Below are 13,898 nucleotides of genomic sequence, written 5' to 3' on the forward strand. Positions count from 1 at the left end.
CACGCTCGACGAGAAGATCGGCCTGGTGCACGGCGCCACCGACCCCAGGAGACTGGGCCAGGCCGGTTACCTGCCCGGTGTCGCCCGCCTCGGCATCCCCGAACTGCGCCTGTCCGACGGCCCCGCGGGCGTGAACGTCGCCACGTCCGCCACCGGACTCCCGCCGGTCTCCACGCTGGGCGCCGCCTTCAACCCCGAACTCGCCCGCGCGTACGGTGCGGTGATGGGCCGCGAGGGCCGCACCCTCGGCCAGGACGTGCTGCTCGCCCCGCAGATCGAGCTGTCCCGTACCCCGTTCTTCAGCCGCAACAAGGACCAGTCGGGCGAGGACCCCTACCTCAACGCGCTCATCGGCGCCGCCCAGGTCGAGGGCGTCCAGGCGCGGGGCATGCTCGCCCAGGCCAAGCACTTCCTCGCCAACAACCAGCGCCTGCACGAGTTCGACCGCGAACGGCCCGATAACTCCTACGACTTCGTGGTCGACGACCGCACCCTGCACGAGCTGTACCTGCCTGCCTTCGAAGCCGTCGTCCGCGCGGGCTGCGCCTCGGTGATGTCCGCGTACAACCACCTCAACGGCCCCTGGAACAGCGAGAACCACACCGCCCTCACCGACATCCTGCGCGGTGAGCTCGGCTTCGAGGGCTTGGTGACATCCGACTGGGGTGCCACCCACACCACGGCCGCACTCGAAGCGGGCCTGGACATGCAGATGTGGGACGGCTCGCACTTCGGCGAGCCCTTGAAGCGGGCGATCGAGGACGGCGCCGTCCCGCTCTGTGCCGTCGACACCGCCGTCTCCCGCATCCTCGGCCAGTACGACGCCTTCGGCATGCTGGACGGCACCCGCGTCCCCGCCCGTGGGAGGATCGACGTCGAGGAGGGTGCCCGCGTCGCCCGCGAAGTCGCCGTCCAGGGCGCCGTGTTGCTCACCAACGACGGCGGCCTCCCGCTCTCCCCGGCCGCCCTGCGCGGCCTCGCGCTCATCGGCCCCACCGCGGCCCAGGTCGCCGTCTCGGTCTCCGGCGAGCGCGCGTACGGCTTCGAGGACCGCATGGTCGGCCCCCTCGACGCGCTGCGGCGCACGACGGGACGGAAGATCGCGTACGAGGTAGGGGTCGACCTCACCGGCACGGCCGTGCCCGCCTCCGCGTTCCCCGACGGCCTCGCGCGCAAGGGCGGCGGCACCGACGGGAAGGTCGACTTCACCGGCGACAAGGCGCTGCCCATCGGGACGGCCGTCGAGTGGACCGGGACCTTCGTGCCGCCCGCGACGGGGGAGTACGCCCTGAACATCCAGGGCCGGGGTGCCGCCGTCTCGCTGAGCCTGGACGGCGAGGAACTCGCGACCGCGTCCGGCGTGCGCGACAGCTTCACCCGCAAGTGGTCCTCGATCGTCCCGACGACGGACGGCCTCGACAACGGCCGCGCGGCGCCGCGCAAGCTCACCGAGGGCCGCGCCCACCGGATCACGGTCAAGGCCACGGGCTGGGACACGTCCGTCGTCGGACGCCTCCCCGTCCAGGTGCGGTTCGCCTGGGTCACACCGCGGCAGAGGGCCGCGCGCATCGACGCCGCGGCGCGCCTCGCCCGCCGCGTCCACACCCCCGTCGTCTTCGCCTGCAACGGCGAGGGCGGCGCGCTCGGCGGCAGCGGCGACCTCACCACGCTCGCGCTCCCCGCCCACCAGGACGAGCTGATCGCCGCGGTCGCCGCCGCCAATCCGCGCACCGTCGTCGTCCTCAACACCAAAGGCCCCGTCACGATGCCGTGGCGCCGCTCCGTCGGCACGGTCCTGCACGCCGGCTACGTCGGCCAGGAGGGCGGCTGGTCCACCGCCGACCTGCTCCTCGGCCGGGCCAACCCGAGCGGCAAGTCCGTGGTCACCTGGCCGAAGAAGGAGGCCGACCACCCGACGCTCGACCCCGCACACCCCGAGCGCTACTACGGCGTCGACAAGACCGTCACGTACAGCGAGGGCGTCTTCACCGGATACCGAGGCTTCGACAAGGCGGGCACCGTTCCCCTCTTCCCCTTCGGGCACGGCCTGTCGTACACCGAGTTCGGCTACTCGGGGCTCACCGTGCGGCGCGCGGGCCAGGGGTACGAGGTGAGCTTCACGGTGACCAACCAGGGGCGCCGCACCGGCACCGAGGTGCCGCAGATCTACGTCGGACCGCCCCGCCACGCCGACGTGGAGATGCCCGTGCGCACCCTCGCCGCCTTCGACCGCGTGGAGCTGCGGCCGGGCCGCTCGCGGCGGATCACCGTGAAGGTGGCCGAGCGGCAGCTGTCGTACTGGGACACGGGCCGTGCCCGCTGGGTGCGCCCGAAGGGGCGGCGCGCGGTGTACGTCGGGTCGTCGTCCCGCGACATCCGGCTGACCGGCGCCGCCGACTAGCCGAGGTCTCCCGGCACTTCGTCCAGGCCCGCGCCGTCCACGGTGAGGGCCCGCGCTAGCCGGTCCAGGTGTGCCCGGTACAACTCCACGAAGTCCAGGGGCCCTTCGGCGAACGCCCACTGCACCTGGAGCCCGTCCGAGACGGCGAGGATCTCGCGGGCCACGCTGTCCGGATCGGTGCCGGGCCGCAACTGACCTGCGTCCAGGGAGCGTTGCAGCGCCCCGGAGATCAGGCCCGCGATGCGATCGTACCGCTCGACGAAGTAACCGTGCGCGGGATGGCCAGGGTCCCCGGCCTCGGCGGACAGGCGCGTGTAGAGCTGGATGAGGCCCGGCTGGGTGAGGTTGTAGGCGGCGAGCGCGAGGATCGCGCGGAACAGCTCGCGCACGTCGTCGCCGCGCGTCGCGTCCTGGAGCGGCCCGAACGTCGCGGCTGTGCGGTCCTCGCGGGCCTTGAGGGCGGCCGTCAACAGGCCCTCCTTGGAGCCGAAGTGGTGCACGACCACCGGCGCGGACGTGCCCGCGTCCGCGGCGATCCGCGCGAGCGAGGCGTTCAGATAGCCCGCCTGCGCGAAGCGGGCCAGGGCCGCCGCCACGATGGCGGCCCTGCGCGGGTCGGCGGCCGTGTACCGCCGTCCCGCCGGTTGTGTCACAGGCCCACCGCGCCGTCGATGCGCTCCCTGATGAGATCGGCGTGGCCGTTGTGGCGCGCGTACTCCTCGACCATGTGCATGAGCACCCAGCGCAGCGACACCGCGCCGAGCCAGGAGTCCTGCCCCTCGACGTCCAGGTCGGCCGCCGCCTCGACGAACTTCTCGGCGAACTCCACCTCGGCGCGCCACGCCTGCCACGCCGCGGCGACGGCTCCTGGCCCGGCGACCGCGCCGTCGAAGTCCTGGTCGGGGTTGTCGGGCGTGGCGTACAGCGGCTGCGCGTCCTGCCCGGCCAGGTCCCGCCGGAACCAGCGGCGCTCCACGTCGGTGAGGTGCCGCACCAGGCCGAGCAGGGAAAGGGTGGAGGGCGCCACGGACTGCCGGTCCAACTCTCCTTCCAGTCCTGCGCACTTGAGCTCCAGGGTCGCGCGCTGGGCCCGCAGGAAGGTGACGAGCATGGCGCGTTCGTCCCCGGTGGTGGGCGTGCCGTACCGGGGGTCGGGCTCCTCGCCGGTGAAGAAGGTGGCTCTTCTGCGTGAACTCATGCCCCCATCATCGGCCCCCGAGCTCGGCGCCGGTCGCTCACCCCTGGTTGCTCACCCCCCGGTCGCTCACCCCCGGTCGCGCAGCCCCTTGTAGAGCGCGCCGACCAGATGGATGCTGCGCAGGTCCTCACCCGAGGTCCCGGCGCCCATGCGGTTCATCGTGTACGCGTATCCGATGCCGTTCTCCGGGTCGGCGAAGGCGTAGGAGCCGCCGAGGCCGCCGTGTCCGAACGCCCGGGGGTTGGGGCCCGCCTGCCCGAACTGGTTGAGCATGTAGCCGAGGCCCCACGACCAGGTCTCGGCGAGCGGGGTGCCCGCCCGCAGCACCAGGTCCGGTTCGTCGGCCGTGCTCTGCGGCGTGCGCAGGCGTTCGAGGGCGTCGGCGGACAGCAGCCCGCCGCCCGCCAACTCCGCGTACACGGCGGCAAGTCCGCGCGCGGTGGCGTGGCCGTTGGTCGCGGGGATCTCCGCGCTGCGGTAGGGCGCGCCGTTCACGTCGCCGAGCGGCAGATACCGCATGGCGAGCGTGACCGGCGCCAGCGGGTGCTCGGTGATCCCGCCGACCGGCGGCTCGGGGGAGTCGCCGAACGCACGGCGCGACGACGACGTCCCGCCGGTCGCGGGCACGGGTGGCGCCATGTCCGCGCACCGCCCGTGCTCGCTCGCTGGCGTGCCCACGAAGACGTCGGCGCCGAGGGGGCCCGTCACCTCGGTGCGCAGGAAGGAGCCGGGCGAGACACCGCTGACGCGCCGCACCAGCTCGCCGACCAGGAAGCCGAAGGTCACCGCGTGATAGCCCTGCGCGGTGCCCGGTTTCCACCAGGGCCGCGTCGCCGCGAGGGCCTCGGTCACCTTCTCCCAGTCGTACACCGCGCCCGCCTCCATGGGCTCGCCCGGCGCGATGAGACCGGAGCGGTGGCTGAGCAGCCAGCGCACCGGGATGTCGGCCTTGCCCGCCCGCGCGAACTCGGGCCAGTACCGCGCGACCGGCGCGTCCAGGTCCAACTCGCCCCGGTCCACGAGGAGATGGGCGCAGAGCGCGGTCATCCCCTTGGTGGTGGAGTAGACGTGCGCCAGGGTGTCCCGCTCCCAGGGACGGGTGCCCGTCCGGTCGGCGTCGCCGCCCCACAGGTCGACGACGAGCTCGCCGCCGAGGCTGACGGCGACGGCCGCCCCGAGGTCGCCGCGTTCGGTGAAGTTCCGCTCGAACTCCTCGCGCACACCCTCGAATCCGGGGGCGCAGGTGCCGTGGACGCGTAGTGTCATGACGCGCATGGTTGCCCACGGCACCTACCTTTGCAAGACGGCCGTCACCCCCGGCCGTGCGGGACGCCCGTCACAGCCAGCTGTGGTAACGCCGGACGTACCAGCCCTTCACCACCTGGGTGAGCGCGCAGTACGCGAGCAGCGTCCCGATCAGCCACGGGAAGTAGCTCATCGGCAGCGGCTCCATCGAGAGTGCCGACGCGAGCGGCGAGAACGGCAGCCACAGGCCGAACACCATCACCGCGCCCGTCATCACCAGGACCGGCAGGGACGCGCGGGACTGGATGAACGGGATCTTCCGCGTACGGATCATGTGCACGATGAGGGTCTGGGAGAGCAGCCCCTCCACGAACCAGCCCGTCTGGAACAGGGTCTGCTCCGCGGGAGAGTTGGCCTGGAAGACGTACCACATCACCAGGAACGTCGAGATGTCGAAGACCGAGCTGATCGGACCGACCCGGATCATGAACCGGCCGATGCCCTTCGCGTCCCAGGTCCGCGGCTTCTTCAGGTACTCCTTGTCCATGCGGTCCCAGGGGATCGCCAGCTGGCTGATGTCGTAGCAGAGGTTCTGCACGAGCAGGTGGATGGCGAGCATCGGCTGGAAGGGGATGAACGCCGATGCCACCAGGACCGAGAAGACATTGCCGAAGTTCGACGACGCCGTCATCTTGATGTACTTGATGGTGTTGCCGAAGGTCTGACGCCCCATCAGCACGCCCTGCTCCAGGACCATCAGGTCCTTCTCCAGCAGGATGATGTCCGCGGACTCCTTCGCGATGTCCACGGCCGTGTCGACGGAGACGCCCACGTCGGCCTCGCGCAGCGCCGCCGCGTCGTTGATGCCGTCACCGAGGAAGCCGACCGTGCGCCCGTCGGCCTTCAGGGCGCGCACGATCCGCGCCTTCTGGACCGGGTTGACCTTCGCGAACACCGTGGTCGTACGGGCCAGTTCGATCAGCTCGACGTCGTCGACCAGGTCGATCGTGGCGCCGGTGACCAGCTCGCTCGCGTCCAGACCGACGTCGGCGCAGACGCGCGCCGCGACCAGTTCGTTGTCCCCCGTGACGACCTTGACCGCCACGCCGTTGTCGGCGAGCGCGCGCAGCGCGTCCGACGCGTCCTGCTTCGGCGGGTCGAGGAAGGCGAGGAAGCCGATGAGCGTCAGCTCCGTCTCGTCCGCCACCGAGTAGGTCTCGCGCTCCGCCGCGTCGGGGTCGACGGGGAAGGTACGGGTGGCGACCGCGAGGACCCGCAGCCCCTCGCGGTTGTGACGCTCGCTCAGGTGCCTGACGTGCGCGCGCAGTTTGCCGGTGAGCTCGACGCGCTCGCCGCGGTCCATCATGTGGCCGCACCGGTCGAGCACTTCCTCGACCGCGCCCTTGGTGACGAGCGTGTGCTCGGCTGCAGGGCCCGTCAGTCCGTTGCGGCGCAGGACCACGGACATCCTGCGGCGGGCGAAGTCGAAGGGGATCTCGTCGACCTTCGTGAAGAGGTGGTCGACGACAACCTCCTCGGCCTCGTCCACGCGGTCGATGACCGCCTGGTCCATGAGGTTGCGCAGTCCCGTCTGGAAGTGCGCGTTGAGGTAGGCGTACTCGAGGACCTCGCGGTCCTCCTCGCCGCGCCCGTCGAGGTAGCGGTCGAGGACGATGCGGTCCTCGGTGAGCGTGCCCGTCTTGTCGGTGCACAGCACGTCCATCGCGCCGAGGTTCTGGATCGCGTTGAGCTGCTTGACGACGACCTTGTGCTTGGACATCGCGACGGCGCCGCGCGCCAGGTTCGCCGAGACCACCATCGGCAGCATCTCGGGGGTGAGCCCGACCGCCACGGAGATGGAGAACAGCAGCGCCTGGTCCCAGTCGCCCTTGGTGAAGCCGTTGATGGCGAAGACGACGGGGACCATCACCAACATGAAGCGGATCAGCAGGAAGCTGACCCGGCGCACGCCGAGGTCGAAGGCGGTCTGCGGGCGCTCACCCGACAGCGCGCTCGCCATCGAGCCGAAGTAGGTGTGCGAGCCCGTCGCGACGACCACGCCGGTCGCCGTGCCGGAGGTCACCGACGTACCCATCAGACAGAGGTTGTCCGCCTCGACGGGGTCCGCGGTCTCCTGCTGGCCCAGGTCGTGGGCGCGCGTGTCGGCCTTGGCGACCGGCAGCGACTCGCCGGACAGCGTGGCCTGACCGACCATCAGGTCCTTGGCGGTGAGCAGCCGCAGATCGGCGGGGACCATGTCGCCGGCCGCGAGCCCGACCAGGTCCCCGGGAACGACCTGCTCCATGGGGATCTCTTCGGTCTCGGCGGTCTCGCTCCAGCGCCGCCGCACCGCGCAGGAGGTGGTGACCAGGGCCTTGAGGGCCTCGGCGGAGCGGGTGGAGCGGTACTCCTGCCAGAACCGCAGGAGCGCGCTGATCAGCACCATCGAGGTGAGGATGTAGACGCCGGGGTCGGCGGGGTCCTGCCAGTACATGACGGCGGCGAGGACGACGAGCACCCCGATGAAGGGGTTCCAGAAGGACTTGGCGAGCTGCGTGCTCCAGTGCGGGACGCGCTCGTGGGCGACGGTGTTCTCGCCGAACCGCTCGATGCGCTCGAGGACCTGGTCCTGACGCAGGCCGCGCGTGGTGGAGTTGACCTCGCGCAGCACGTCGCGGGCGGGCAGCGAGCTCAACCTGGCGAGCCTGGCGCCGACTTCACGGGTGCGGGCGTCCAGCTCCGCGGCCTTGCGGGTGCGAGGGGTGGGACGGGGGTTTGCGCCTGGCGGGGCCAGGCGCACCTGGGGAATCAGCTTGTTCATGGCAGACCTCCCTCCGTGCGGGGCATGACGAGGCAGGCCCGGGCACGAGGACGTGACGGTGTGAATGTGGTGTGAAAGAAACCTGGGTGTGCCGAGGGCGCAGGGCCGTCGGCAGGCCAGGGGTCAGCTCCGCGGCATCAGTACGGCGGAGTGAGGGAAGGGGCGGCGCGAGGCGGCCTCGGAAGCGGCGGAACGCGGCTTTCAGAAAAGGTCACCGCTGGCGCAAGGACTTCCTTCGGGACTCATCCCGAACACCTCCTTGCGCTCGCGGGACGGAGAAGAACGCACCACGGATCGGTGCACGGCCAAGTGAGTCACGCCTCTTCCCCTATGTCAAATGTGGGACTTTGGTCCCGAAAAGTCCGGGACTTGTGTCCTGCCCATCAGAGGTTGGACTTCTCTTCACACGCCCGTCACAGGCCCTTCCGTAGCCCTTGCTCCCCTTGGCACACTTCACCCCGCTCGCGTCCCCCACAAAACACGAGGTCGGAATACTCATGCCTGAACTCAATCGGCGCCGCTTCATGCAGCTGGCCGGAGGCACCGCGACGTTCGCCATGCTCAACCAGAGCATCGCCCGCGCCGCGTCCCTGCCCGCCAGGCGCGCCACCGGCACCATCAAGGACGTCGAGCACGTCGTGGTGCTGATGCAGGAGAACCGGTCCTTCGACCACTACTTCGGCACCATGAAGGGCGTACGCGGCTTCGGCGACCCGCGCCCGGTGACCCTGCCCAGCGGCAAGCCGGTCTGGCACCAGCAGGGTGGCGGCAAGGAGATCCTGCCCTTCCACCCCGACGCCGAGAACCTCGGCATGCAGTTCATCGCGGGCCTGGACCACGACTGGGCCGGCGGCCACAAGGCGTTCAACAACGGCGCGTACGACCAGTGGATCCCCGCGAAGTCCGAGCGCACGATGGCCTACCTGGAGCGGAACGACATCCCCTTCCACTACGCCCTCGCCGACGCCTTCACGGTCTGCGACGACTACCACTGCTCGTTCATCGGGGCCACCGACCCCAACCGCTACTACATGCTCACGGGCCACGTCGGCAACGACGGCAAGGGCGGCGGTCCGGTCCTCGGCAACCAGGAGGCGGGCTACGACTGGACGACGTACGCCGAGCGCCTGGAGCAGGCGGGCATCTCCTGGAAGGTGTACCAGGACATCGGCGACGGCCTGGACGCCGCGGGCAAGTGGGGCTGGATCGACGACGCCTACCGCGGCAACTACGGCGACAACTCGCTGCTCTACTTCAACAAGTACCGGGGTGCCAAGCCGGGCGACCCGCTCTACGACAAGGCCCGCACCGGCACCAACGCCAAGGCGGGCGACGGCTACTTCGACATCCTCAAGGCCGACGTCAAGGCGGACAAGCTTCCTCAGGTCTCCTACATCGCCGCCCCCGAGGCGTTCTGCGAGCACCCCAACTGGCCCGTGAACTACGGCGCCTGGTACATCGCGCAGGTCCTGGACGCCCTCACGTCCAACCCCGACGTGTGGGCCAAGACGGCGCTGTTCATCACGTACGACGAGAACGACGGCTACTTCGACCACGTCGTCCCGCCGTACACCCCAAAGGACGCGGGCCAGGGCAAGTCCACTGTCGACACGACGCTCGACTACTTCCCCGGCAACACCTCCTACGCCGCCGGGCACTACGGCCTCGGGCAGCGCGTCCCGATGATCGTCGTCTCGCCGTGGAGCACCGGCGGCTTCGTGAACTCCGAGGTCTTCGACCACACGTCGATCATCCGGTTCATGGAGAAGCGCTTCGGCGTCGAGGAGCCGGGCATCTCGCCGTGGCGCCGCGCGATCTGCGGTGACCTCACCTCCGCCTTCGACTTCGGCGGCAAGGACACCGACCCGGCCGAGCTCCCCGACACGGCCGCCTACGAGCCGCCGGACCACGAGCGCCACCCCGACTACTTCCCCAAGGCTCCCGCCAACCCGGCGCTGCCCAAGCAGGAGGCAGGCTCCCGGCCCACCCGCGCGCTGCCGTACGCGCCGCTGGTGGACGGCGCGGCGGACGCCGCCGCAGGGAAGTTCACGCTCACCTTCAGCGGCGGCGACAAGGCGGGCGTCTGCTTCCACGTCCGCTCCGCCAACCGCACCGACGGCCCCTGGACGTACACCACGGAGGCCGGCAAGACGCTCTCCGACACCTGGAACTCGGCGTACTCCAAGGACGTCTACGACCTGTCGGTATTCGGCCCCAACGGCTTCCTGCGCACCTTCAAGGGCCCCGGCAGGAAGGCGGGCCCCGAGGTCGTCGCCCGCCACGACGCGACGACCGGCAACATCGAGCTGACCCTGAAGAACGCGGGCAGTGCGGATGTGAACCTCACGGTCACCAACGCCTACGGCGGCGCGGGGCAGACCTTCAAGGTCAAGGCGGGCGGCTCCGTCGAGCACACCGTCGACCTGCGCGGGACCAAGCGCTGGTACGACCTGACCGTGAAGTCCGACCTGGACGCGGGCTTCCTGCGGCGTCTCGCGGGCCACGTCGAGACCGGCGAGAAGGGCGTCAGCGACCCGGCGATCGCCACCCGCTGAGCCGCCCCTGAGGCATCTCCGCCGCGGCGCGCAGCGGAAATGGGGAGGTGTTCGTCCCGCCGCCACGGATAGCATCCGGAGGCATGACGAATACCTCCCCGCCCCCTCCCGGGGCCCCCGACAAGCCCGTCCTCGACGGGCTCGAAGCGAAATGGTCGAGGCGCTGGGACGAGTCGGGCGTATTCGTCTTCGACCGCTCGAAGCCGCGGGACGAGATCTTCTCCATCGACACCCCGCCGCCCACGGTCAGCGGATCGCTGCACGTCGGCCACGTCTTCTCGTACACGCACACCGACACCATCGCCCGCTACCAGCGCATGCGCGGCAAGGAAGTCTTCTACCCCATGGGGTGGGACGACAACGGACTGCCGACCGAGCGGCGCGTCCAGAACCACTTCGGCGTCCGCTGCGATCCCGCCCTTCCGTACGACCCCGACTTCACCCCGCCCGAGAAGCCCGGCAAACACCAACTGCCCGTCTCCCGGCGGAACTTCATCGAGCTGTGCGAGCGGCTCACCGTCGAGGACGAGAAGGCCTTCGAGGAGCTGTGGCGGGGGCTCGGTCTCTCCGTCGACTGGTCGCGCACCTACCAGACCATCGACACGGACGCCCGCGCCACCTCGCAGCTGGCCTTCCTGGACAACCTCGCGCGCGGCGAGGCGTACGTCGCCGAGGCGCCCACGCTGTGGGACGTCACGTTCCGCACGGCGGTCGCCCAGGCCGAGCTGGAGGACAGGGAGCGCCCTGCCGCGTACCACCGCCTGGCCTTCCACGGCGGAGAGGGCGGCACCGTCCTGATCGAGACGACCCGCCCCGAACTCCTGCCCGCCTGCGTCGCGTTGGTCGCCCACCCGGACGACGAGCGCTACCAGGACCTGTTCGGCACGACGGTCCGCACGCCGCTCTTCGGCGTCGAGGTCCCCGTCGTCGCCCACCGCCTCGCCGCGCCGGACAAGGGCACGGGCATCGCGATGATCTGCACCTTCGGCGACACCACCGACGTCACGTGGTGGCGCGAACTGCGGCTCGCCACACGGCCGGTGATCGGCTGGGACGGCCGCTTCCTCGCGCAGCCGCCGAGCGGCGTCGAGGCGCCGGCGGCCGCAGCGGCGTACGCGAAACTGGCGGGCGCCACCGCGCACACCGCGCGGGAACGCGTCGTCGAGATGCTGCGCGCGAGCGGCGACCTCAGGGGCGAACCGCGCGCCGTCACGCACGCGGTGAAGTTCTTCGAGAAGGGCGACAAGCCCCTGGAGATCGTCACCACCCGCCAGTGGTACGTCCGCAACGGCGGCAGGGACGCCGCCCTGCGCGATGAACTCCTCGCCCGCGGCTCCGAGTTGGCGTGGCACCCGCCGCACATGCGGATCCGCTACGAGAACTGGGTCGGCGGCCTCAACGGCGACTGGCTGATCAGCCGCCAGCGGTTCTTCGGCGTCCCGATCCCCGTCTGGTACCCGCTGGACGGCACCGGAAAGCCCGACTACGACCACCCGATCACCCCCGACCGCGCGGCGCTCCCCGTCGACCCGAGCGCGGAGACCCCGCCGGGCTACGACGCGGCACAGCGCGGCGAGCCGCACGGCTTCATCGGCGACCCGGACGTCATGGACACCTGGGCGACGTCCTCGCTCACGCCGCAGATCGCCGGGAAGTGGCTCTCCGACCCCGATCTGTTCGCGCGGGTCTTCCCCATGGACCTGCGCCCCCAGTCCCACGAGATCATCCGCACCTGGCTGTTCTCCACGGTCGTGCGCGCCCACACCGGGCACGACGCGCTGCCCTGGCGGCACGCGGCGATCTCGGGCTGGATCCTCGACCCCGACCGCAAGAAGATGGCGAAGTCCAAGGGGAACGTCGTCACGCCGGACCACCTCCTCGTCCAGCACGGCTCGGACGCGGTCCGCTACTGGGCGGCGAGCGGACGCCCCGGCACGGACACGGCGTTCGAGACCGGGCAGATGAAGATCGGCCGCCGTCTCGCCACGAAGGTGCTGAACGTCGGCAAGTTCGTGCTGAGCCTGGGTGAGGCCGGTGACGACACGGCGGTGACCGCGCCGCTCGACCGGGCCCTGCTTGCCGCGCTCGCGTCGACGGTCGACGAGGCCACCGCGGCCTTCGACGCCTTCGACTACGCACGCGCTCTGGAGCGCACGGAACAGCTCTTCTGGCGCTTCTGCGACGACTACGTCGAGCTGGTCAAGGCCCGTGCGTACGGCGACCACGGCGACGCGGCGGCGACCCGCTCGGCACGGGCGGCGCTGCGCACGGCACTCGACGTGCTGCTGCGGCTCTTCGCGCCGGTCCTGCCGTTCGTCACGGAGGAGGTCTGGTCGTGGTGGCGCGAGGGCTCGGTGCACCGCGCGGCCTGGCCGAGCGCGTCCGCACTGCGGGAGCACGGGGGCGACGCGGCGGTCCTCGCCACGGCGTCGGAGGCCATCGCGGCGGTCCGCAAGGCCAAGTCCCAGGCGAAGCTGTCGATGCGGGCCCAGGCGGCGAAGGCGACGGTCACGGCACCGCGGTCGACCCTGGACCTCTTCGCGTCTGCGGAGAACGACGTCCGGGCGGCGGGCCGGATCGCGGCGGTGGAGCTGCGGGAGGCGGAGGGAGATCTGCGGGTGGAGGTCGTGCTCTGAGCGGTGGGCCGCGCCCCGTAAGGGGCGCGGGGAATTGCGCGACCAGCCACGAAGCACCCGCAGATGTATGCGTCGGTTCCGTCACGTGAGTCAGAGGTCACACCCCTGGGAAAGGGGTGGCGAACGTCCCGTACCGGGACGGTAGGGTCGCCCGGGTGACAACGCATTCGAACACTCCTGCAGGCTGGTACCCGGACCCTCACGGCGCGGCCCAGCTGCTCCGCTGGTGGGACGGCTCCCAGTGGACGGACCACACCAACCCGGCCCCGCAGGGACAGGTCCCGCAGCAGGCGCAGCCGCAGGGCCACGCGCTGCAGGGCCAGTTCGGCCAGCCCCAGGCGCAGCCGCAGCAGGCCGCGCCGATGGTCGACCAGGCCAAGGTGCAGCGCCAGGTGCAGCAGCAGGCCGGTGTCGCGCCGGCCGCGCAGGGCGGCGGGACGCTGTTCTCCGAGCCGGTCCTGGTCGTGAACCAGAAGGCCAAGCTGATCGAGCTGACGAACGAGTACAGCGTCATGGACCAGTCGGGCAACACGCTCGGCTCGGTCGTCCAGGTCGGCCAGAGCACGCTGAAGAAGGTCGCCCGCTTCGTCTCCAGCGTCGACCAGTTCATGACGCACAAGCTGGAGATCCGCGACGGGTACGGCCAGCCGCAGCTGATGCTGACCCGCCCCCGCAAGTTCATGAAGTCGCGTGTGATCGTCGAGCGCGCGGACGGCCAGCCGGTCGGCGAGATCGTCCAGCAGAACGTGATCGGCAAGATCAACTTCGGCATGATGGTGAACGGCCAGCAGGTCGGCGCGATCAAGGCGGAGAACTGGCGTGCCTGGAACTTCTCGATCGTCGACCACGCGGACAACGAGGTCGCCCGGATCACGAAGACCTGGGAAGGCCTCGCCAAGACGATGTTCACCACCGCGGACAACTACGTCCTGCAGATTCACTACCAGCTGCCCGAGCCGCTGCTCAGCCTTGTCGTGGCCACGGCGCTCACGGTTGACACGGCGCTGAAGCAGGATGCGCGCGGTTTCGGGTGACGCTCGGT

8 protein-coding genes are annotated in these 13,898 nt (G+C 70.7%); 4 read left to right on the forward strand and 4 right to left on the reverse strand.

Annotated elements, in window-relative coordinates:
- Positions 1–25 precede the first annotated feature (25 nt).
- Positions 26–2,401, forward strand: coding sequence for a glycoside hydrolase family 3 C-terminal domain-containing protein (locus tag AB0B50_RS05965; protein ID WP_362326233.1), 2,376 nt, complete (start codon positions 26–28; stop codon positions 2,399–2,401).
- Here the strand turns inward: AB0B50_RS05965 and AB0B50_RS05970 are convergent.
- From AB0B50_RS05970 to mgtA, 4 genes are all read right to left on the reverse strand, one after another.
- A complete protein-coding gene (locus AB0B50_RS05970; protein WP_362326236.1) occupies positions 2,398–3,054 on the reverse strand; it encodes a TetR/AcrR family transcriptional regulator in 657 nt (218 codons plus the stop codon). The genes AB0B50_RS05965 and AB0B50_RS05970 overlap by 4 nt on opposite strands.
- Positions 3,051–3,599, reverse strand: coding sequence for a DinB family protein (locus AB0B50_RS05975; RefSeq protein WP_362326239.1), 549 nt, complete (start codon positions 3,597–3,599; stop codon positions 3,051–3,053). The genes AB0B50_RS05970 and AB0B50_RS05975 overlap by 4 nt, the downstream gene beginning before the upstream one ends.
- A 66-nt stretch (positions 3,600–3,665) precedes the next feature.
- Positions 3,666–4,865: a serine hydrolase domain-containing protein gene (locus AB0B50_RS05980; RefSeq protein WP_362326242.1), complete on the reverse strand. Its 1,200-nt coding sequence runs from the start codon at positions 4,863–4,865 to the stop codon at positions 3,666–3,668.
- Between the two features lie 70 nt (positions 4,866–4,935).
- Positions 4,936–7,665: a magnesium-translocating P-type ATPase gene (gene mgtA, locus AB0B50_RS05985; protein ID WP_362326245.1), complete on the reverse strand. Its 2,730-nt coding sequence runs from the start codon at positions 7,663–7,665 to the stop codon at positions 4,936–4,938.
- 497 nt (positions 7,666–8,162) lie between these two features.
- On the opposite strand from mgtA, the gene AB0B50_RS05990 reads away from it, so the two are divergent.
- From AB0B50_RS05990 to AB0B50_RS06000, 3 genes are all read left to right on the forward strand, one after another.
- Entirely contained in the window at positions 8,163–10,220 is a 2,058-nt protein-coding gene (locus AB0B50_RS05990) for a phosphocholine-specific phospholipase C (protein WP_362326248.1), read from the forward strand.
- An 83-nt stretch (positions 10,221–10,303) separates the two neighbouring features.
- The gene (gene valS, locus AB0B50_RS05995) at positions 10,304–12,856 is read left to right on the forward strand and encodes a valine--tRNA ligase (protein ID WP_362326251.1); all 2,553 of its coding nucleotides are present in this window, start codon (positions 10,304–10,306) and stop codon (positions 12,854–12,856) included.
- Positions 12,857–13,011: 155 nt separating this feature from the next.
- Complete coding sequence (locus tag AB0B50_RS06000) at positions 13,012–13,890, forward strand: phospholipid scramblase-related protein (RefSeq protein ID WP_362326254.1); 879 nt, start codon at positions 13,012–13,014, stop codon at positions 13,888–13,890.
- The last annotated feature ends 8 nt before the right edge of the window (positions 13,891–13,898 follow it).

Source organism: Streptomyces sp. NPDC041068, from assembly GCF_040647455.1.
In the GTDB taxonomy this organism is placed as follows: Bacteria; Actinomycetota; Actinomycetes; order Streptomycetales; family Streptomycetaceae; genus Streptomyces.

Coding starts and splice junctions, on each gene's coding strand:
- AB0B50_RS05975 (WP_362326239.1), bottom strand. CDS start 3,599: ATGAGTTCACGCAGAAGAGCCACCTTCTTCACCGGCGAGGAGCCCGAC.
- AB0B50_RS05980 (WP_362326242.1), bottom strand. CDS start 4,865: ATGACACTACGCGTCCACGGCACCTGCGCCCCCGGATTCGAGGGTGTG.
- valS (WP_362326251.1), top strand. CDS start 10,304: ATGACGAATACCTCCCCGCCCCCTCCCGGGGCCCCCGACAAGCCCGTC.
- mgtA (WP_362326245.1), bottom strand. CDS start 7,665: ATGAACAAGCTGATTCCCCAGGTGCGCCTGGCCCCGCCAGGCGCAAAC.
- AB0B50_RS05990 (WP_362326248.1), top strand. CDS start 8,163: ATGCCTGAACTCAATCGGCGCCGCTTCATGCAGCTGGCCGGAGGCACC.